Annotated in this window: 20 protein-coding genes; 11 read left to right on the top strand and 9 right to left on the bottom strand. The window is 53.7% G+C overall.

What is annotated here, in order from left to right; genetic code table 11:
- Positions 1–15: 15 nt before the first annotated feature.
- Both rsmA and C5Y83_RS12350 read right to left on the bottom strand, forming a co-directional pair.
- Positions 16–930: a 16S rRNA (adenine(1518)-N(6)/adenine(1519)-N(6))-dimethyltransferase RsmA gene (rsmA, locus tag C5Y83_RS12355; protein WP_105330049.1), complete on the bottom strand. Its 915-nt coding sequence runs from the start codon at positions 928–930 to the stop codon at positions 16–18.
- A gap of 24 nt (positions 931–954) precedes the next feature.
- Positions 955–1,554: a riboflavin synthase gene (locus C5Y83_RS12350; RefSeq protein WP_105330048.1), complete on the bottom strand. Its 600-nt coding sequence runs from the start codon at positions 1,552–1,554 to the stop codon at positions 955–957.
- A 263-nt stretch (positions 1,555–1,817) separates the two neighbouring features.
- Here C5Y83_RS12350 and eno point away from each other — a divergent pair, with 263 nt between their 5' ends.
- The 4 genes from eno (at position 1,818) to C5Y83_RS30070 (ending at position 5,244) form a co-directional block, all read left to right on the top strand.
- Positions 1,818–3,104, top strand: coding sequence for a phosphopyruvate hydratase (gene eno / locus C5Y83_RS12345; RefSeq protein WP_105330047.1), 1,287 nt, complete (start codon positions 1,818–1,820; stop codon positions 3,102–3,104).
- 98 nt (positions 3,105–3,202) lie between these two features.
- On the top strand, positions 3,203–3,568 hold the full coding sequence (locus C5Y83_RS12340) for a hypothetical protein (RefSeq protein WP_105330046.1): 366 nt from the start codon (positions 3,203–3,205) through the stop codon (positions 3,566–3,568).
- A gap of 22 nt (positions 3,569–3,590) precedes the next feature.
- Positions 3,591–4,175 (top strand): hypothetical protein, encoded by a 585-nt coding sequence (locus C5Y83_RS12335; protein ID WP_105330045.1) that lies wholly within the window; start codon positions 3,591–3,593, stop codon positions 4,173–4,175.
- Positions 4,176–4,869: 694 nt separating this feature from the next.
- A complete protein-coding gene (locus tag C5Y83_RS30070) occupies positions 4,870–5,244 on the top strand; it encodes a carbon storage regulator (RefSeq protein ID WP_105330044.1) in 375 nt (124 codons plus the stop codon).
- Positions 5,245–5,274: 30 nt separating this feature from the next.
- Here C5Y83_RS30070 and C5Y83_RS12325 read toward each other — a convergent pair whose 3' ends face one another.
- Positions 5,275–7,401, bottom strand: a complete 2,127-nt coding sequence (locus tag C5Y83_RS12325; RefSeq protein WP_105330043.1) for an esterase/lipase family protein — start codon at positions 7,399–7,401, stop codon at positions 5,275–5,277.
- A gap of 234 nt (positions 7,402–7,635) precedes the next feature.
- Here C5Y83_RS12325 and C5Y83_RS12320 point away from each other — a divergent pair, with 234 nt between their 5' ends.
- Positions 7,636–8,694, top strand: coding sequence for a DegT/DnrJ/EryC1/StrS family aminotransferase (locus C5Y83_RS12320; protein WP_105330042.1), 1,059 nt, complete (start codon positions 7,636–7,638; stop codon positions 8,692–8,694).
- A gap of 95 nt (positions 8,695–8,789) precedes the next feature.
- Here C5Y83_RS12320 and C5Y83_RS12315 read toward each other — a convergent pair whose 3' ends face one another.
- The gene (locus C5Y83_RS12315; RefSeq protein ID WP_105330041.1) at positions 8,790–9,017 is read right to left on the bottom strand and encodes a carbon storage regulator; all 228 of its coding nucleotides are present in this window, start codon (positions 9,015–9,017) and stop codon (positions 8,790–8,792) included.
- An 807-nt stretch (positions 9,018–9,824) separates the two neighbouring features.
- On the opposite strand from C5Y83_RS12315, the gene C5Y83_RS29420 reads away from it, so the two are divergent.
- The 3 genes from C5Y83_RS29420 to C5Y83_RS12305 all read left to right on the top strand — a co-directional run bounded on the left by C5Y83_RS29420 (position 9,825) and on the right by C5Y83_RS12305 (position 12,454).
- The gene (locus C5Y83_RS29420) at positions 9,825–10,184 is read left to right on the top strand and encodes a hypothetical protein (protein WP_158262338.1); all 360 of its coding nucleotides are present in this window, start codon (positions 9,825–9,827) and stop codon (positions 10,182–10,184) included.
- A 1-nt stretch (position 10,185) separates the two neighbouring features.
- Positions 10,186–10,950: a tetratricopeptide repeat protein gene (locus tag C5Y83_RS12310; protein WP_158262337.1), complete on the top strand. Its 765-nt coding sequence runs from the start codon at positions 10,186–10,188 to the stop codon at positions 10,948–10,950.
- Positions 10,951–11,032: 82 nt separating this feature from the next.
- On the top strand, positions 11,033–12,454 hold the full coding sequence (locus C5Y83_RS12305) for a sulfatase-like hydrolase/transferase (protein ID WP_233207200.1): 1,422 nt from the start codon (positions 11,033–11,035) through the stop codon (positions 12,452–12,454).
- Between the two features lie 41 nt (positions 12,455–12,495).
- On the opposite strand, the gene C5Y83_RS12300 is transcribed toward C5Y83_RS12305, so the two are convergent.
- From C5Y83_RS12300 to C5Y83_RS12285, 4 genes are all read right to left on the bottom strand, one after another.
- Entirely contained in the window at positions 12,496–13,053 is a 558-nt protein-coding gene (locus C5Y83_RS12300) for a hypothetical protein (protein ID WP_105330039.1), read from the bottom strand.
- A gap of 120 nt (positions 13,054–13,173) precedes the next feature.
- Complete coding sequence (gene surE / locus C5Y83_RS12295) at positions 13,174–13,947, bottom strand: 5'/3'-nucleotidase SurE (RefSeq protein WP_105330038.1); 774 nt, start codon at positions 13,945–13,947, stop codon at positions 13,174–13,176.
- A 269-nt stretch (positions 13,948–14,216) separates the two neighbouring features.
- On the bottom strand, positions 14,217–14,489 hold the full coding sequence (locus C5Y83_RS12290; protein WP_146117757.1) for a hypothetical protein: 273 nt from the start codon (positions 14,487–14,489) through the stop codon (positions 14,217–14,219).
- A 160-nt stretch (positions 14,490–14,649) separates the two neighbouring features.
- The gene (locus tag C5Y83_RS12285) at positions 14,650–14,928 is read right to left on the bottom strand and encodes a hypothetical protein (protein ID WP_105330036.1); all 279 of its coding nucleotides are present in this window, start codon (positions 14,926–14,928) and stop codon (positions 14,650–14,652) included.
- Between C5Y83_RS12285 and guaA the strand changes: the two genes are divergently transcribed.
- The 3 genes from guaA to C5Y83_RS12270 all read left to right on the top strand — a co-directional run bounded on the left by guaA (position 14,927) and on the right by C5Y83_RS12270 (position 18,886).
- Positions 14,927–16,510, top strand: a complete 1,584-nt coding sequence (guaA, locus tag C5Y83_RS12280; RefSeq protein ID WP_105330035.1) for a glutamine-hydrolyzing GMP synthase — start codon at positions 14,927–14,929, stop codon at positions 16,508–16,510. The two genes, C5Y83_RS12285 and guaA, sit on opposite strands and share 2 nt — an antisense overlap.
- 416 nt (positions 16,511–16,926) lie before the next feature.
- The gene (gene ettA / locus C5Y83_RS12275) at positions 16,927–18,600 is read left to right on the top strand and encodes an energy-dependent translational throttle protein EttA (RefSeq protein ID WP_105330034.1); all 1,674 of its coding nucleotides are present in this window, start codon (positions 16,927–16,929) and stop codon (positions 18,598–18,600) included.
- 100 nt (positions 18,601–18,700) lie between these two features.
- Positions 18,701–18,886, top strand: coding sequence for a hypothetical protein (locus tag C5Y83_RS12270; protein ID WP_105330033.1), 186 nt, complete (start codon positions 18,701–18,703; stop codon positions 18,884–18,886).
- Between the two features lie 165 nt (positions 18,887–19,051).
- On the opposite strand, the gene C5Y83_RS12265 is transcribed toward C5Y83_RS12270, so the two are convergent.
- Positions 19,052–19,303, bottom strand: a complete 252-nt coding sequence (locus C5Y83_RS12265; protein ID WP_105330032.1) for a hypothetical protein — start codon at positions 19,301–19,303, stop codon at positions 19,052–19,054.
- Positions 19,304–19,305 lie beyond the last annotated feature (2 nt).

Here is a 19,305-nt window from a genome sequence, read left to right as displayed (position 1 = left end):
TCGTTAATCCTCGCGTTAGCTTTCTTTTTCGGCTAGTTTTTGGCGAAAAAGTTCGCTCATGGCGAGGATTTCATCGACCGTGAAGTTCTCGCTGCGGCTGCTCGCGTCGAGGCCCCCCTGCTCCATCACTTGATCGACCTCTGCTTTTTCCAAGCGACCTTTAAACGCGCTTTGCAGTACGCTACGCAGGAACTTCCGGCGGTGGAAAAAGAGCGAACGGTTGAACTCGTGAAAGAACTCGAGATCGGGGATCTGAGCCCGACGTTCAGGTTCGATGTCGATCTGTAAGATCGCGGAATGAACTTTCGGTGCCGGCCAGAAGACGCTCGGCGGCAAGATCCGCACGATCTCACAGCGACATTGGCTTTGAATCCAAACGGACAATGCGCTGTAGTCTTTGGTATTCGGCGGAGCCGTAATGCGTTCGGCCAGTTCCTTTTGAATCGTAACCGTCATGCTCTTGGGCGTGATCTCGGTTCGCAACAGGTTCGAGATAATCGGCGTGGCTACGTTGTACGGCAAGTTGGCGGCCAGCTTGAAGTGATCCGTGCCGATCTCGGCCATCTTCTCGCGGATCGTCTCAATCATCTCGGGACGGAAGTGATTTTTATTACGCAGCGCGTCGAAATTCAGCAGCGTCACGTTCTCGAAGTCGTCTAGTTCTTCCAGGGCGAACGTGGCCATGTGAGGATCGATCTCGACCGTCACCAAGTGCCCAGCCTGGGCTGCCATGCGTGTGGAAAGGGTGCCGGTACCGGTTCCGATTTCCAGAACGACGTCATCTTTCTGAATATCTGCCGAGCGAACCAACAGGTCGAGCAGATTCATATCGATCAGGAAGTTCTGACCATGTTTCGAAACAGGGCGGATTCCGATTTCGCGGAATTTGCTCGTAAGGTACGAGATCGTTTGATTGCGAAATTCAGGCATGCGGGAAATCGGTTTCCAAAGGAACTAGTTGTTGGGTTGGGTTTCGAGCTGCCGCTGGACATACTTGGCCAGCAGATCGGTTTCAATATTAACGGTGTCGCCGACCACGCGTTTGCCAAGCGTGGTGGCATCGAGCGTGTGCGGAATCAACGCAACGCTGAAACGATCATTCGTGACATCCACCAAAGTTAAGCTGATGCCGTCGATCGTTACCGAGCCCTTGCTGGCCATCTGCCGTGTGGTTTCAGTAGGTACTGAGAACCACATCGTACACCACTCGCCGTCATCGTTGCGCTCGGCCAGTGTGGCGGTGGTATCGATGTGCCCCGTCACGAGGTGGCCGCCAAGGCGATCGCCGAGTTGAAGGGATCGTTCTAAGTTCACCAGACTGCCAATCTTAAGTTGACCGAGATTGGTTCTATTGAGGGTCTCTTCCCCTGCTTCGAAATCGACGACATTTTCTTCGATCGAAACGACCGTCAAACAGCAGCCATTCACGGCGATACTGTCGCCCAGGCTCGCGCTGCCGGCGACGAGGGGATTTTCTAATGAAAGTCGAACCCCCGGTCCTTCGGGCTTAAGGGCGACGACTTTTCCTTGAGTTTCAACAAGGCCGGTAAACATGGTTTCCTCGAAACGTCCAGTTAGGGGCTGGATTGAGTAACGGAACGACTACTCACGAATTTAACGGCAGGGAAAATTCCCCACAACGACCCGTCCCATCCTTGGCAAGCACGCCCTAAATGGGTCAAAATAGCGGCGATTTTTGAAATTCCGCTTGAACCAGTCATGGATTTCGAGCTTCTCCGCATGCTGCCCCACACTTGCGGAATTCCTAAAATAGCACTCCCATTTTTGAAAACTTAGATAGAAGACGAGCCAAAACCATGAGCATGATTGTCGACGTTCGCGGGCTTCAGATCCTGGACAGCCGTGGAAATCCAACGGTGGAAGTCGAAGTGATTTTGGACAGCGGCGTGGTTGGCCGCGCTGCCGTTCCTAGTGGGGCATCGACCGGTGTGCACGAAGCTTTGGAACTTCGTGACGGGGACAAGAGCGTTTACCTGGGCAAGGGTGTCACCAAAGCGGTTGAAAACATCAACGACGTGATCGCGGATGCTTTGATTGGCGAAGACGCGACCAGCCAGACGCACATCGACGAATTGATGATCGAATTGGACGGTACACCGAATAAGAGCAAGCTGGGCGCGAATGCGATCTTGGGTGTTTCGCTCGCCGTCGCCAAAGCCGCTGCCGCAGCTTCCGGTCTGCCGCTGTACCGTTACCTGGGTGGCGTTGGCGCTCGCACGCTGCCAGCTCCGATGATGAACATCGTCAACGGTGGTTCGCACGCAGACAACAACGTCGACGTCCAAGAGTTCATGGTCTTCCCACTTGGCTTCGACAAGTTTGGCGACGCGCTTCGCTGTGGCGTGGAAGTCTTCCACAGCTTGAAGAAGGTCCTCAAAGGTAAGGGGCTCAACACGGCTGTCGGTGACGAAGGTGGTTTCGCCCCGGACCTTGGTAGCAATATCGAAGCTTTGGATCTGATCATGGAATCGATCGAAGCTGCAGGCTATAAGGCGGGCGAACAGGTCTTCATCGCTTTGGACGTTGCTTCCAGCGAACTGTACAACAAGGACAAGAAGACCTATACGATCGACGGTAAGGAAATCGATTCCGCCGGTATGGTCGACTTCCTGGCCGCTTGGGCTGCCAAGTACCCGATCGTTTCGATCGAAGACGGTTGCGACGAAGACGACTGGGAAGGCTGGAAGATGCTGACCGAAAAGATCGGTAGCAGCTGCCAATTGGTGGGCGACGACCTATTCGTGACCAACACCGAGCGTTTGCAGCGTGGTATCGACGAAGATATCGCTAACAGCATTCTGATCAAAGTGAATCAGATTGGTTCGTTGACCGAAACGATCAATGCGATTCAATTGGCCCACGCCAACAACTACACCAGCATCGCCAGCCACCGGAGTGGTGAAACGGAAGACTCGTTCATCGCCGACTTGGCCGTTGCGTTGGGGACTGGTCAGATCAAGACAGGTTCCGCTTCGCGTAGCGATCGCATGGCGAAGTACAATCAGCTTCTACGAATCGAAGCTGAACTGGGCGACCTGGCCCTTTATGGTGGTCCAGCATTGCTGAAGAAGCGTGGCAAGTAAGCCTTGGCCCGCACAGATTGCCTAATACGAACAAGGGGCCCCTCGTGGCCCCTTGTTTTTCTTTCGCGTGGTTTGTCACGGTGAGTTAGACTAAGGGCATGAGCGCCACCCCAGCCCCGCAGCAAGAGCCGATCACTGATTCTCCTTGGTTTTGGCTTTATCTGTTTGCCACGACAGCGCTCATCTTGCTGGTGGTATTCCGCTCGAAGCTGGATATCCGCCAAGCCGAGATCGAACGGCAGCATCAAGCTCGTGAGCTTGCCAGCCAGACGCTGGAAGTTGGCCAAGATGCCGCCCCGAGTGATTCCCCGTTAACAGTATCGACCCCTGAGAACACGCTAATTGGTTGGAGCTATATCTACGTCGTTCTTGGTTTGCTCGTTTCGGTCGGCTGGGTTCGATTGTGGTACGTGCGATTTCGCAAGCCAGACGATCCTCCTCCGTCAGCCGATCAGCAACCCTGAGTTACACCTACGGTGATCCTGAATGTGGATTTTTGAACAATCGCTCCCTATCATCATCATCGCCGTGGTCGGTGGTGCCGTGTTGGCGGGCACGATGTTGCAGACGGGCAAGCAGCTTTTCCTGTATCTGCTGATCGGATGGATCGCGGTTTGTTCCCTGTTGTTGGCGCTTGAGTATGTCATTGTTACCGAAGGCGAGCGTATCGAGGCGGTTGTCTACGATATCGCCGTGGCTCTCGAGGCAAATGATGTCGAAGGGGTAACCGATTGTATTTCAGATGCGGTCCCGAATCTGAAAACGCAAGCCGAACGCCAAATGAGTTTGGTTCAGATCGAGACTGTGAAGGTAAAGCAAAACCTGGAGGTAACGATCAATCATGGATCAACGCCGCCAATCGGGATTGCCAAGGTCAACGTGAAGATGACCGGCCATTTGAAGAGCAACGATGTGATGGATGGGCAGTTCGCCACATTCCTTGTGCTAACCTTCCAGCAGGACCCCGACGGCCAATGGAGAGTCGTTTCCTATCAGTTCTTTGACCCACGTGGCGAGCAGGCGGGGGAAATTACCCCTCCCCTATCAGCTGTAACCGTCTCAGCATTTTGATTTTTTTTCCTTTCGTTAAGACTATTGGAAAGGCCGTAGGTCGTTGGAACAACTAAAATCTGCGTACCTGCGTCGGGCTTGAACGACGTCACTCCGTCCATCGACGTGTGAGTGACACCGAACCGCTCAATACCAAGCCCCAGCCCGGCCATGTGACCTGAGTCGCTTTCAAAGCGGCACGCTGCCCTTGGTCATATGGCTGGGCACTTTTTTGCGCGTCGGGCTCTTTATCATCGCAGCGTTCCAGACGTCCTTTTTGATAACGCGGCTGCTAAAGCGCGGCTGTTTTGGACAGATTGCCGCGATCGTCGCCAAAAAAAGCTTCGTGCGCCCGCCTGTGAATAGTTTGCGGAAACAGCGGTTAACTCACCAGTTGATAGCATCGCGTAGGCAACGCAAGTGCTAGCTATTTAACTGGTTAGTCAAATAGTGATGATTGGATGGATACCGTCCAGTTTGGCGGTTTCGGGACTGTCATTTTGTGATTTTGACAAACTTGCTTGCCAAACTATTGAAAGTTTGTACACTACTTGGCAGTCAAGGATTTGGCTTAGTTAGTGATAACTTCCTATGAGTGAACCAGTTACGTCAAACTGGTGTCATTTGATCGTTTTTTGGCATCCTCTTTGCTAATCCAAAGAGCACCAACAAAACCACTCAAGGAAATCCCTTTTTTGCAACGGAGTGTGAATCCATGTTAGTTTTGACTCGCAAGCAGCAGCAGCAAATCCAAATCGGCGAAGGCGTCACCATCACCATCTTGAAGGTGAAGGGCAACACGGTTCGTATCGGTATCGAAGCTCCTTCGGATGTAAAGATCGTTCGCAGCGAACTCGAACCAGAGGAAGAGCCCGCTCCCGCCGAGGAAACCGAGTCAAAGACGACCGTCAATCGCATCGATCAAATCGAAGCTGCGAGTGCCGGTAGTAACTCTCAGGCAAAGGAAGAGTACCGGGTTGTTTCCTTTCGCGTGAAGGCCGATTCGACCGAATCGAAGCGAAACGATTCGCCACGTGCCGTCAGTATGAGAGACTTTCTCGCTTCGCGATCGTCGAATGCCATCGGTTAACATGGATACCTTCGACTCCCCTGATGATTGCTAATTGGGCGACGGGGGAGTCGAATAGATGCTCCTTCTCAACGGGTTCGTTTCAGCTTGAGGCGAACGTTGTACAGGAGCAAGCGGTTCCGCGACCGGGGCAGCATGACTTGCTGGCATGATCTCGTTGTCGGCTTGAGGCGTCGTTGCCGGTTGCTGGATGGAGCTGTAGTACTCTTCCCGCAACTGTTTGATATGTTCTCTTAAGATGCGTCGGACCTCTAACACGCTTTGCGGCGTTCGATGCACTGAGTTGTGGTCGGCCGTGACGACCAACTCGGAAACCGCTTCATCCAAGTGGGCGCTCTCGTATTTCACGACGCCGTCGCTGCGTCCTGAGAAATAGCCGAGCCAAGTATCTGGATCAACGATACCGATCACCGTGTGATACTTCACCCATGGTGCTTTCGGAGCTTCATTGATTGCCGGCAAGACCGGAGAGTCTGGAGCCAATGAATCGACACTAGTGCTGATCTGTAGTAGCTCTTCATTGCTGAAGAAGCCAGGGTTGCTAGACACCAGGCGATTGCTGCTACCAGTGACAAAGCTCGGTAGCGTGATCAAGCTTTGTCCCAGCCAGCGAGTTGTCGAATTTGCAAAATCGCTTCCCCGATGGGGCGTTCCCATCGTAATCACACGACGGATCGAATGGTTGGGATGAAAAAAGAGCACATCTTCCAGCGCCTTGGCATCGACCGGATCGCCTTTGAGCTCGGACGGTGGCCGCTCGGAAACCAGATGCCAGAAGTTACTTTGGCTCTCGATCGTTTGCATCCTCGAGACTAGCCCGCCCATGCTGTGTCCGACGAGCACCATCTGATCGAGCGCGATCGCCGCATGATCGGGATCGAGTTCGTTGCGCATTGTTGCCAGGTCGTTGCGGAACTGGGCGGCTGAAATCCAGAATGGTTGTCCCGTGGGGTAGAGGTAGAACCAGAACTGGTAGTTGTTTCGGATTTCAGGCTGAGCACGTAAATCGTTGAACATTTCCAGCCAGGTCATCGGGCTCGACCAGAGACCGTGCACCATCATCACGGGAATCTTTTTCGGATCGTACGGTTCCAGCATGTAGATCCCGCGTTGATCCTGCTGCTGCCCGGGGGTTAGCATCCCGAGTGTTGCCATGTAGACCTGGCTCATCGAACTGGAATCGAGCAAGTAAGCCAGCGGCGTACTGATGTCCGCTTCCAGCGGCACCTTCTTCCCTTTGACTTCGATCTCAGGTTGTTCTAGCGGATCGTACAAATGGATATGGCAGTAATGGATGTGCTTCTTCGTATCTGGGTCGACATCTTCGGTGTGCGCGACTTCAAGGAATGCGGTTAGGGCAAACGTAAGATTGGGCGGGAAGTATTCGGAACCGGGGGCCGTTGGCGGCTTATCTTTACACTCGGCGATCAGCGGCACGCCAAGTCCATACTGACGATGCTGATTCTTGAGACCTTCCACTTCGAAGTCGGAAGTGAATTGGAAGTCTTGGAATTTGGTGTCTTTCCAACGACCAACCGTATCGAGCGAGACAATAAAGACTTGGTTCGGGGTCTTGATGCGATAGGTCTCGCCCTGCTTCAGCTTGCCTTGCAGTTTGACCAGCCGCAACGAACCTTCGAGCGACTTATTGTAAATATCGCAAGCTTGGCGGAATCGCGGATCGTAACCGTCGGATCGCGCACCATCTTTGCATTCAAACAAGTAGTAATAGGCATGGGAAACGCTGCCGGCGTATAGTTCCAAGGCGGTCGCGTTCTTACCCAACGCATCTGCGCGTGTGGCAGCGATGTAGGAAAGTTCCGCGTAGGTGTAAAGTGCGTCGGCAGTCGGTTCTTTTTCGATGATCTGGGCCAACTCACTCAAGCCGCGAGAATAGTCCCCGTCGGCATATTTGTCGAGACTCAGTTGTCGCAATGATTGACGGGTGCGATCGGTGACTTTGGGGCCGCCGTACGACATTAACTGCAGCGGAGCATCCAGCGGATTGGTGGGCGTTCTTCGAACGCTGGCGAACCGAGAATTCATACAGCCAGTGTTGGCGAGGCAGCAGATTGCGACCATGGTCACAAGTATTGCCCGCGTCATTCGTGGAACCCCAGCGATGACAGGCATGATTCGGTTGTTGAAGCGGATCATGTGACGCGAACTTTGTACTCGGTGTATGTCAGCTACTTCATTGTGGGGTTAGGGTTCGCTTGGTTGCGGCTCGTCCAGGCTGGACACGAGGCGACAAGCCGGGAGACAATACAAAGATCGTGAAAAGCTCGTCAATGCGAGATCGGCTGAAAGCCACCATATTCAGGGGATTCCCCGTAGGAGCACCTAGCAATTTCATCACCGAAGACCTCCCCCTTTGATCCAAATTGGAATATGTGGCCTATTGCTAACGATCCGGCCATTCGCGAGGCGCTGCTGTGCGCTTACGAAGATGGTAGCTGGGGCCGCTATCACGGGCCGAACGTCGAACGGCTGGAGGAAGTACTGGCAGAGATGCATGGCGTGAAGCATGCAATGGTTTGTGCTTCCGGCACCATCGCGGTTCAAATTGCCTTACGGTCGCTCAACGCTCAGGATGGTAGTGAGGTGATCCTGGCAGCTTACGATTTTCCAGGCAACTTCCGCGCGATCCAAGATGCAGGGCTATTTCCTGTGTTGGCCGATATCGATCCGAATACCTGGTGTCTTGACGCCGGCAATATCGAGGCAGCCATCTCTAAATCAACGGTCGCGATCATCGTTTCCCATCTTCATGGGGGGACGGCGGCTATGCGACAAGTCAACGAAATCGCCGCGGCTCACGGAATTGCCGTGATTGAAGATGCGTGCCAGGCGACTGGCGCGATCGTGGAGGGAAAATGGGCCGGTTCGAGCGGCGAGCTTGGCGTTCTCAGCTTTGGAGGTAGTAAATTAGTCACCGCCGGGCGAGGTGGGGCGATCTTAACTGATCGCGACGATCTCTTGCAGCGCGCAAAAATATACTGCGAGCGAGGGAACCACGCGTTTCCACTCAGCGAGTTGCAAGCAGCGGTGATACTTCCTCAGCTGGAGCAACTAGAAATACGTAACCAGAAACGCAGTAAGAGCTTGTCTCTACTTCGTAAAAAGCTGACGGACATAGAATCAGTGCTTCGCCCGGTGGTGTGCAGCTCCGAACATCCCGCCTTCTACAAACATGCGTGGCTGTGCGAATCCTCGCAACGAGCGCAGCACTTAACACAATTGGCGATACGTGATCAGGTACCCTTGGGCGAGGGATTCCGCGGATTCTATAAGCGGCCGAGCAGCCAAACGCGGAAGGTGGGATTACTACAGCATTCTCGGGACGCGGCCTCAAGAACACTTCTATTGCATCACCCGGTCCTGTTACAGGACGAGATGGTTATCGATTGGCTTGCAACATGGTTGCGGTGTGCAATTTCCGAAGAATGAGAGATCCCCATTCTCTAATACGGAAATCAGTTCCCCGGCACCGCTAGCGTTGTGAGCAGCATCGTAAAAAGCCGCACGGTGCGGGGATTCTGCAATTAGGTTGTCGAGTGGCTGTAGTCGAGTTGACCGACGTTCATGAGGCCAGCGAGGGCTGCCACCGAGTCGTCATCTAGCTCGACTTCAACTTCGCCGCGAAGAATGCGGACGTCTTTGGGGGCATCGACGCCGATGGTAACTCGATTGCCAGAAATACGATTGATCACGATTTCGATGTTGTCGCCAATCTTGATCGAATCACCAATTTTTCGACTCAGTACTAACATGACCTCTCACTCCTCCCTGGCGGATAAAATAGATCGTCTTGACCAACATGGTTGTTTAGGCGGCCAGAGCACTCCGTCAACTGACCAACCCGACTTGGCTTCGAGGTAGTGCAATTCAAGGGCCAGAAATTCACAAAACTGTCTTGCTTGGGTTTGATTATTTTGTAAGTTGTTCTGCCAGCATGGTTTTCGTTTCCGTAAATCTTTCCGTTTTGATTCAAGATTATTACGGCCTTGGCCGACAGTTCGTCTTATTTTGAGATGATGGCATCAATCTGAGATGTCCCACCTAGTTCGCGCGGTCAAAGATTGGCCCATCGTGCCACTTTCAGACCTCCCATTTACGCGGATTCTTCCCTAAGACGGGGCAAATTGCCGCGAATTCCCCCGAAGTCCAGTTCTTGTGAGGGGATCCCGGCAGATAACTGGTCGGATCTCGATCAAGAATCATGGTTTGGGTACTCAAAGACCAAGTTGGTTTCCGAAGAACCATGAACAGGGCCATATCGGCAGCAATTCTCGAGTTAAAGTCGACCTGTTTTACGCATTCGTTAAGTCCGAACTCTCTACTAGCTGGACTAGCATCCCTCTGCAAGGTGGCTAATTCTAGGGAAATGATGATTTCCCAGCGGGTTCATTGCCGATACGCTGTAAGTGCACTACCATTGTGGAGGGTCCCTCTCAGGAACTAGGGGCCGTGCCTGATCGTCACCAGCTATTCATGACAGTCGACTTCGAATGCCCCCTCGAAAATGGATATGCGCGGTTATCGTTCGAAGAACGGAACTAGGGATGGAGTTTTGGTTGATGTCCGATCAACCAACCAATCGTTGGGCGTTTCCCACTTTCCCGGTTCCCTCTTTCGATGATCATTCCCAAATCATCGGCAACGTTGAAAAGCGTTGGCATCTGCGAGTTCGTCCGCTAGCATCAGAGCCCGTCGCTACCTTGCGTCGATCCCGTAACGAAGAGCCTGGTGTGATCTGGGCCTTTCCCGTGCATTACCTCGGGAAGCACTGGGATGCTGAGGGCGCGGTAGACTACCGGTATCGATGGTGCCTCTTGGAAGAGGCCCAGCGTCGTATCCGGCGAAAGCCCTTGCAACGGATTATTCAAGATGTACATCGTGAATACGCAGATAAAGTGCCTCTTCATTCTGATATCTAGCGTGACTTTTATGATGGAGGCTGGCAGGCATGCGTCTGCCGACGAGCCCACGCCATCGGTAACGGAACTCAATCAAAAGCTCGTTGAAGCCCGCGACGCCTCCGACTTCAAGCAGGCGGTTGCCGTGCTCGATCAATGGATCAATCTGCAGCCAGATCGTCCCCAACTTTATTACTTGCGTGGGTGCGACAACTTCTTCGCTGGTAAGTATCGAGATTCGGTTCGCGATTTTGATCGCTTGATTGAACTCGACCCTTCTCGCAAGCAAAGCTTGTGGGAACGAGGCATCTCGCTTTACTTCGCCGGCGACTACGCTAAGGGCGCTGAGCAATTCGCCGACTACCAGAACTATCACGATCAGGACGTCGAGAACTCGACCTTTCGGTATCTTTGCGTTGCCAAAGCGGATGGCCTCAAGAAGGCTCAAGAAACGTTACTTCCGATCGAACGCGATCCACGCCCTGGGTTGATGGAAGTGTTCCGTTTGTACGAGGGAAAGGTCACGCCGGAGAAGGTGCTAGAAGAAATGCAGAACACGATGCTCACCGGTCAGGCAGCGGCTGGGTATCGTTTCTATACGCTGCTATATGTTGGACTGTACTTCGAGGCTCACGATGAAGATGCCAAGGCGGCCAAATACTTGGCACAAGCCAGCGATCCTAAACTGCTAGAAGCGGGGAGCCAACGCATTAGCCGCTACATGTGGGACACTGCGCGTCTCGCCCATCAAGAGGCCGCCAAACGCGTCAAACAGGCCGAAAACTAGCATCCTGCTTACGCATCGGCTAGGTTAGGGGGACACGTCCTTTCATGATCCCCCTTCCCCTTCTCTGCTAAAGAGCCTGCTCGTGTTGAACACCCTACGTCTCTCGATCGCGATCTTGGCGATCTGCGCGTTTACGTCCGTAACTAAGGCGGACGATCGTTTGAACTTCCTGGTTATCATGTGCGACGACCTCGGCTACGGCGATCTCGAATGTTATGGTCATCCGTCGATTCGGACCCCTAACTTGAACAAGCTGGCTGATGAAGGTGTGCGATTTACTTCGTATTACAGTGCCGCCCCGGTTTGTTCTCCCTCGCGTGCTGGATTGATTACCGGACAAACGCCGACTCAGGTGGGGGTTTACGATTGGATTCCTGGTGGCTCACCGATGCACGTTCGTGCTGAGGAAGTTACCTTGCCGAGACTTCTGAAGTCCGTCGGGTACGAAACAGGGCTCTTCGGAAAATGGCACTGTAACGGCAAGTTCAACTCGCCCGATCAGCCACAGCCGAACGACTTGGGATTTGATTACTGGTTCGCTACCCAAAACAATGCTGGGCCATCGCACGAAAACCCGACCAACTTCGTGCGTAACGGAAAGCGGGTTGGGCCAACCCAGGGGTTCTCATGTCAGGTCGTGGCCGATGAAGCAATCCATTGGTTGTCCGAGGTTCACGATGATGATAAACCATTTTTCGCTTTGGTTACCTTTCACGAGCCGCACGAGCCGATCGCTTCGCCGGACGAGTTAGTGAAGACTTATCCTGACGCTGAGAAGAAAGGCGAGGCTCTCTACTACGCGAACGTGACCAATATGGATCAAGCGGTTGGCAAGCTGATGGCCAAAGTTGACGAGTTGAACCTGCGTGACAACACCTTGGTGGTGTTCACCAGCGATAACGGCCCGGAAACGCTCAACCGTTATAAGAACGCGTGGCGTTCGCATGGTTCGCCTGGGCCGTTGCGTGGCATGAAGCTGCATATTTATGACGGAGGAATTCGCGTGCCTGGGATCGCGCGTCTGCCTGGCAAGATCGAAGCCGGTGTGGAGTCGGACTTGCCCGTTTGCTCACTCGACTTGTTGCCGACCTTCAGCGAGTTGGCCGGAGCCGAGATCCCCGCAGGAACGAAGCTTGACGGAACGAGCCTGGCCAAGATGCTCGATGGCGAAACCGTCAAACGTGAGAAGCCATTGTTCTGGCACTATTACCGTGCATTCGGCGACTCGAAGGTAGCCGTACGGGATGGCGATTGGAAGCTTGTTGCGTTGTGGGATCAAGGGAACGTTTCGCCCGGATCGGCTTATAAAAAGGGAGACTATTCCCTGATCAAAGACGTCAAGTTCACCGACTTCGAGCTGTACAACCTTACCGAGGACATCGGCGAAACGAAGGACCTCAAGGAACAACACCCAGAGATCGCCGCTCGGCTGAAGAAGGCGTTGCTCGCCAAGTACGACGAAGCGACCGCGAATGCAATCGACTGGTTTGCTGAGCGGAACTGATTTGTCCCACCTGAATCGAGTGTCAGGCGGGAGTCAGAAAGTTAGTTGTACGGACCATAGCCTCCCGATGGCCCGTACCCACCGCCGGGACCTTGGCCGTAACCTTGACCCTGGCCATATCCCGGCCCGCCGCCAGGTCCGTTGCCAAAGCCAGGTCCGTTGGAACCTTGACCCTGGCCGTAGGGCGCGACGGGGTATGGGGCTTGGTAGGGGAAGTTTTGATAGATCGGTCCGAGACCGCCGTAAGGTGGCCCCCACAACTGATACGGTACAGAGTACGGACGGAATGGTCGCTCCCATTCGCCGTACGGGCGAACTGGTCGTCCCCATTCTTCCACGATGTGCAATTGATCCAAGCTGCCGTCCGCGTTTCGTAACGTGGCGCGACGATGGTGGTAACCCGACTTCATGTAGGTCGGGTTCTCGTAGACAAACGCAGGTTGCGGCTGGGCATACTGCGAAACTCGCTGACCTGTTTCCGGATTGTGGCTGTACTTACTGGGCGCGAGCGTCCAGTCGTTAGCTTCACCTACGGAAGGTACGAATACGAAGGCGCTAAGGGCAAGAACCCCGAGCAGAGTCACTTTTCTTACGAACATAGCAGTGTCGATGGATCTGGCGCAATCACACGAAAGTCCATTCGTGCCTATCTGCGCACTGCGACGCCGGCCTCAAATGCCGGAAAAATGAATTGAAAAGTGAATCGGGGTACTTCTACCCTAATCAACGACTCGCAAATTCCAAGGCTTCATTTCGTCAATTTGTGCTCGCTCGGTCATGTCGAAGTGCAGCGGCGAGAGGGTCAGATACCCTTTTTCGAGTGCGGAGAGGTCGGTTTCTTCCTTGCCGTGAGCAGGCGGCGGATCGCCGGTAGCCCAGTAATAGTCACGGTTTCGGGGATCTTTCCGCTTGATGAAGTGCTCGCCGTAACGGACAACGCCCATCGGTACCACTTTCAGCTCTGCTTCGCCGGGGGGGAGCTTTGTGGCAGCGGTCGGAATATTCAGGTTATACAGTCTGGGGGAGTCCGATTTGTGCTCGAGAATCTGCTGAATCACCTGACGAGCCATCTCGGCAGCCCGATCAAACTGGGCATGCTCGTTCCACTCGAGTGAGACCGCGATGCTGGTGATTCCGAAGAAAGCACCTTCAATCGCCGCTCCTACGGTACCGGAGTAAAGCACATTAATGCCCGCGTTCAGCCCGCCGTTGATGCCGCTAACAATCAAGTCAGGTCGCTCCGACATCAGCTCGACAACACCCAGCTTCACACAGTCGGCCGGGCTGCCTTCCACGGCATAGCCACGTCGACGATCGCCATCGAAGACTTCTTTGCAGACCAGCGGACTAAGGAAAGTAATCGAGTGCCCGACCCCACTTTGCTCGGTGGCTGGGGCGATGACGGTCACATCTCCCAAGCTGCGTAAAGCCTTCTCCATCGCGGCGAGGCCAGGTGCATAAATACCGTCGTCATTCGCCAATAAGATTTTCATCGTGGTTCCACCTCGGGTTTTTCCTTCATCTTACGGCAAATGAACGCCCCGTAAACGAGGCTCGCATGGACTTAACATATCAAGGCTTGCGGTAAAAATGGGTTTGTTAGCAGTCTGTTGATTTTCTGCTTCGTTAGCGAGTCATTGAGATTGGGGCGAGGGCAAGGCGTGAGTCCGCAGGCATATCCACGAGATATGTCGAGGAATTCACAACGCCGCAATCGCCCCAATTTCAATTACGTAGCCGATCTGAGAAATTCAACAGGCTGTTAGCCAGTGAGGAGTTCTTCTGCTAAGTCTTCGATGATTTGGGGAAACGTCGTTGGATTGACCTCGAAGCTAAGCCGGCAGCGAAGGTACTCGTACTTCTCAAACTCGTAAATCGATCGCACGATCGTAGCGACGAGCTGAATATGGCCGCAACGGTCCGCATTATGGATGGTTAGCTCGCATTCGCCTGGAGACAACGTTTCGAGAGTTGCCGAGCCTTCTCGTGTCTGATCGAGTCCGCGAAGTTCCCGAACAAATCGTTCGATTGCCATCCGATCGAACCATACGGATGGATTGGTTCCCATAAAGCCGTAGCCTGCGGCCCTAACCTTCGCATGAATGTGATTTCGATTCTCCGAGGTATTTTTTATCCTGCGGATCGTGAAGTACCGGCTAGTAACGTCAGCGATTCTCATTCTTGGCCTGTGTCGTTTATGCATGGGGAACCAAGCTGGCGAGGCGCAAGGTTCGCCAGGTCGCTGGACCGATCTTGCGCATTCCGAGGTAGTTCTCCAGACGTTGGTACTTCATGGGACACCAATATCCCGCACAGGTTTCCCGCGACTTGCCTCTTTCGGCGACTTCAGCCGGTTGGAAGGTGGGAAAACTCGCGATATAATCGCTCGTTTCCACTTCCCGCCACTTCCCTCGGCGGGTTTTTTCATTTCCCGGCCCTGTCCATTCGGCCCAACGACCACGGACGGAAACCATGCAAGAAACCTCCTCGGTCAATTCCCCTGGTGCCACCGACATTTACTCGGAACGTGTTCTCGTTCTCGACTTCGGTTCGCAGTACGCCCAATTGATTGCTCGCCGAGTTCGTGAGCAGCACGTGTACTGTGAGATCGTTCGTCACGACATCACGGCCGAGCGAGTCGCCGAGTTGGCTCCGAAAGGGATCATCCTATCTGGTGGCCCCTCCAGTGTTTACGAGCCTGATGCCCCCAAGTGCGACCCTGGCATCTTCGACCTGGACATTCCTGTCCTGGGCATTTGCTATGGCATGCAACTGATGTGCGATCGGTTTGGGGGAAGCGTCCGTAACGCTTCGGCCCGGGAATATGGTCACGCTCATATTAAGATCACCGATCCCTCGGATCTGCTGGCCGGGCTCCCCGACGAAACCGATGTTTGGATGAGCCACGGCGATCAGGTCGAACAAATCAGCGGTTTATTCCGCCCATTGGCTTCGACCCGCACATGCCCAGTGGCCGCGATGCGACACGTCGATCGCCTGCAGTTCGGCATTCAGTTCCACCCGGAAGTAACGCATACCCCGCTGGGCAGCCAGATTCTGCGAAACTTCGTGATCTCGATTTGCGGTTGCGATGGGACTTGGAAACTGGGTGACTTTGCCCGCGAAACAATCGCCCGTATCCGCGAAGAAGTCGGTACTTCCCGCGTTATTTGCGGTTTGTCCGGGGGCGTCGACTCATCGGTTGTGGCAGCGTTGCTCTACCGAGCGATCGGCGATCAGCTGTCCTGCATTCTGGTCGATAACGGTTTGCTTCGGAAAGACGAAGAAGCAGCCGTCATTGCGGAGTTTTCCTCCCACTTCAAAACCGACCTGCATGTGGTCAATGCACGTGAACGCTTCCTGAAGAAGCTGGAAGGCGTTTCTGACCCACAGGAAAAGCGGAAGCGGATTGGCTACGAGTTCATCGAGTGCTTCAAAGAAGAAGCCTCGAAGATCGAAGACGCCAAGTACCTGGCGCAAGGAACGCTCTATCCGGACGTGATCGAAAGTGGTGCGGCCCTCGATGGGCCCGCTGCTGTGATCAAACTCCATCACAATGTGGGTGGATTGCCGGCGGAACTTGGTTTCGACCTGGTCGAGCCGCTCCGGGATTTGTTCAAGGACGAAGTCCGGAAACTGGGGATCGAGCTTGGCTTGCCGGAAGATATCGTGTGGCGACATCCGTTCCCTGGTCCTGGCTTGGCCGTGCGTTGCCTGGGTGAAGTGACCGAGGAGAAACTGGCCGTCCTGCGAGAGGCGGACGCGATTGTGGTCAACGAGATCAAATCTGCAGGTCTCTACCGGCAGACATCGCAAACGTTTGCCGTTCTCCTGCCGGTGCAAAGCGTCGGCGTTATGGGAGACGCCCGAACGTACGACAATGCGGTATGTGTTCGCTGCGTCGACACGGACGACTTCATGACGGCGACCTGGAGCGATCTGCCCTACGAAGTGCTGGCACGCATCTCGACCCGCATTATCAACGAGGTGAAGGGTGTGAACCGCGTGTGCTACGACATCAGCACGAAGCCACCTGCGACGATCGAGTGGGAATAGAACTTCGCACGCTTGCACGCGTGCGATAGCAAGGCAAAACGGGTTGATCTCAACCGAGAAATGAGCGCATAAAAAAAGCGTGGCTAGGGGGACTAGCCACGCTGTTGATCGGGATGGTTCGAGTTAAGTTCAAGCTCATGGCAGGGCGAGGAGGGGATGGTGGATCCTCGGAGCTAAACCTAATCGTACCGATGAGATAAGTGAGATTAGTGAGGGTTGGTGTGTGCTTCCAACACTTCGGATCGTACCAGAGAATCGACCGTTTGCAACTATAAAAAAAGGCGTGGGGGAACATATTTTTCCGGCAGGATTCCCTTTAAGGGATTGTGATTTCCCTAGTGGATGCTGGCACGTGATATGTTCATAATTGCGCAAGGACTATTAATTTTCCCCTAAGAAGGGATTTGGTTGTTTCTATGAGTAAGAAGTACATCTTCCAGATGGAGCGATTGACCAAGAAGATCGGGCCTCGCGAGGTCTTAAAGGAGGTCTTCCTGGCATTCTATCCTGGAGCGAAAATTGGCGTTCTTGGCCGGAATGGTGCGGGAAAAAGTACCCTGCTCAAGATCATGGCCGGAATTGATAAAGAGTTCGACGGAGAAGCCCGCCTTAGTGATGGGTTTACGGTTGGCTATCTTTCGCAAGAGCCGCAGCTCGATCCTGACAAGAATGTCTACGAAAATGTCGAAGAAGCGGTCGCCGAACGCCGAGGGCTGCTCGATCGATTCAACGAGATTAGCGGCAAATTGGGCGAAGATCTCCCTGAAGAAGAGATGAACGCTCTCTACGAAGAGATGGCGACGCTACAAGACAAGATCGAGGCGACCAACAGTTGGGAACTCGATCGTGAGATCGAAATCGCCATGAGCGCGATGAATCTTCCCGAGCCCGAGTCAGGCGTCACGAATCTCTCTGGTGGTGAACGCCGCCGCGTGGCGCTTTGTCAGTTGCTGCTTCGGAAGCCCGACTTGCTGCTGTTGGACGAACCGACGAACCACTTGGACGCCGAATCGATTCTGTGGCTGGAACATCACCTGGCCGAATACCCAGGTACGATCGTTGCCGTGACCCACGATCGTTACTTCCTGGATAACGTCGCTGGCTGGATTCTGGAACTCGATCGTGGCAAGGGAATTCCGTTCGAGGGCAACTACTCTTCGTGGCTTGAGCAAAAGCAGAAGCGTTTGGCGGTCGAAGAGAAGCAAAGCGAAGCTCGCCAGAAGACTTTGCAGAAGGAACTGGAATGGATTCGTTCGTCCGCCAAAGCGAAACAGTCCAAAGGTAAAGCTCGTGTGAACGCCTACGAGAAGTTGGTGGCCGAGCAATACGACGATCAGCCAGACGAATTCGAAATCCAGATTCCGCCAGGCAAGCGTCTTGGCGATCTGGTGATCGAGGTGAAAGACGTTAACAAGGGTTACGACGATCGAGTTTTGGTCGAAGACCTAAACTTTCGTCTACCGCCTGGAGGAATCGTCGGCATCATTGGTCCCAACGGTGCCGGTAAGACGACTCTGTTCCGTATGCTAACCGGCCAAGAGACGCCTGATTCGGGCGAGATCGTGATTGGCGAGACGGTAGAACTCGGCTACGTCGATCAGTCCCGTGATGCCCTCGATCCTGATAAGACCGTTTTTCAAGAGATCAGCGGCGGTCACGATATCATCGAATTGGGCAAGCGGAAGATTAACGCGCGTTCGTACGTATCGCGCTTCAACTTCAAAGGCCCCGATCAGGAAAAGAAGGTTGGTGTGCTTTCCGGTGGTGAACGCAATCGCGTTCATTTGGCGACACTCCTTCGAAAAGGTTCTAACGTCCTGCTGCTTGACGAACCGACGAATGACTTGGACGTCGACACGCTCCGTGCTTTGGAAGAAGCGATTCTGAACTATGTCGGCTGCGTGGTCGTAACGAGCCACGATCGCTGGTTCCTCGATCGTATTGCGACGCACATCTTGGCGTTTGAAGGAGATGGTTACGTTCATTGGTGCGAAGGAAACTTCGATACCTACGAGCGAAATCGTAAGGAACGCATGGGTGGAAATGCCGACGAGCCACATCGCTTCAAGTACAAGAAGTTAAAGCGATAGCAGGCAGGTCCTTGACCACGCAGGCAAAACGCTTTTTACTAACAGAGATTCACGTTCCTGAATACGTTTCAGGCCATTAAGTTTCCAGGAGGTTTTTACCGTGTCTATCATTCGTGTGGGCTCCACCGAAAAGTACGCTGCCGGATGGGAATCGGCTTTTGGTCCGGCCCCAGCCAAGAAGAAATCTGCATCGAAAAAGTCCACCACCAAGGCAGCCGCCAAAAAGGCAAGCAGCACCGGCTCGTCTAAGAAGAAGGCCGCCAAAAAGAAAACCGCTAAGAAATAAGCGGTCGATAGCGATCGGATAAACCCTTCGGAGCGATGAATCCGAACAGACCCCAAAAAATAAGGACCTGGCCAATTGGCCAGGTCCTTTTTTTGTTTGTGTTAAGCGTTTTCGGGAAAACGTTGATTCGGAGTTTCATTTGGGCGATTGTTTACCGCAGAACGACTACGACCAATTTTCAAAGTCTTGGCCACCAGCATCGAGATCGTCACCGGTGTGCCACTTCTCGAGTGCTTTCAGTACCTCGTCTCGTTCTTCTCGGTTTGTCCACAGGGACTCGCCTTGTTCCAGGCGAACTTCGTATCGACCTTCGCATTGGCAGTCGTCTTCTCCACAGAAGTGGGGAACGGCTGCGATCCATAGGATGCGATAAATCGGTACGTGTTTGTCGTCAATGATGCAAAAGAGCGAACTCATGG

It is taken from the genome of Blastopirellula marina (assembly GCF_002967765.1).
GTDB lineage: Bacteria > Planctomycetota > Planctomycetia > Pirellulales > Pirellulaceae > Bremerella > Bremerella marina_A.
The sequence above is the reverse complement of the archived record's forward strand: the minus strand, read 5'-3'. Positions and strand labels throughout refer to the sequence as shown.

Bases quoted from the DNA above. Each gene is read 5' to 3' on its own strand.
- rsmA (WP_105330049.1), bottom strand. From the start codon at position 930: ATGCCTGAATTTCGCAATCAAACGATCTCGTACCTTACGAGCAAATTC.
- C5Y83_RS12350 (WP_105330048.1), bottom strand. From the start codon at position 1,554: ATGTTTACCGGCCTTGTTGAAACTCAAGGAAAAGTCGTCGCCCTTAAG.
- eno (WP_105330047.1), top strand. From the start codon at position 1,818: ATGAGCATGATTGTCGACGTTCGCGGGCTTCAGATCCTGGACAGCCGT.
- C5Y83_RS12340 (WP_105330046.1), top strand. From the start codon at position 3,203: ATGAGCGCCACCCCAGCCCCGCAGCAAGAGCCGATCACTGATTCTCCT.
- C5Y83_RS12335 (WP_105330045.1), top strand. From the start codon at position 3,591: ATGTGGATTTTTGAACAATCGCTCCCTATCATCATCATCGCCGTGGTC.
- C5Y83_RS30070 (WP_105330044.1), top strand. From the start codon at position 4,870: ATGTTAGTTTTGACTCGCAAGCAGCAGCAGCAAATCCAAATCGGCGAA.
- C5Y83_RS12325 (WP_105330043.1), bottom strand. From the start codon at position 7,401: ATGATCCGCTTCAACAACCGAATCATGCCTGTCATCGCTGGGGTTCCA.
- C5Y83_RS12320 (WP_105330042.1), top strand. From the start codon at position 7,636: ATGTGGCCTATTGCTAACGATCCGGCCATTCGCGAGGCGCTGCTGTGC.
- C5Y83_RS12315 (WP_105330041.1), bottom strand. From the start codon at position 9,017: ATGTTAGTACTGAGTCGAAAAATTGGTGATTCGATCAAGATTGGCGAC.
- C5Y83_RS29420 (WP_158262338.1), top strand. From the start codon at position 9,825: ATGTCCGATCAACCAACCAATCGTTGGGCGTTTCCCACTTTCCCGGTT.
- C5Y83_RS12300 (WP_105330039.1), bottom strand. From the start codon at position 13,053: ATGTTCGTAAGAAAAGTGACTCTGCTCGGGGTTCTTGCCCTTAGCGCC.
- surE (WP_105330038.1), bottom strand. From the start codon at position 13,947: ATGAAAATCTTATTGGCGAATGACGACGGTATTTATGCACCTGGCCTC.
- C5Y83_RS12290 (WP_146117757.1), bottom strand. From the start codon at position 14,489: ATGGCAATCGAACGATTTGTTCGGGAACTTCGCGGACTCGATCAGACA.
- guaA (WP_105330035.1), top strand. From the start codon at position 14,927: ATGCAAGAAACCTCCTCGGTCAATTCCCCTGGTGCCACCGACATTTAC.
- C5Y83_RS12285 (WP_105330036.1), bottom strand. From the start codon at position 14,928: ATGGTTTCCGTCCGTGGTCGTTGGGCCGAATGGACAGGGCCGGGAAAT.
- ettA (WP_105330034.1), top strand. From the start codon at position 16,927: ATGAGTAAGAAGTACATCTTCCAGATGGAGCGATTGACCAAGAAGATC.
- C5Y83_RS12265 (WP_105330032.1), bottom strand. From the start codon at position 19,303: ATGAGTTCGCTCTTTTGCATCATTGACGACAAACACGTACCGATTTAT.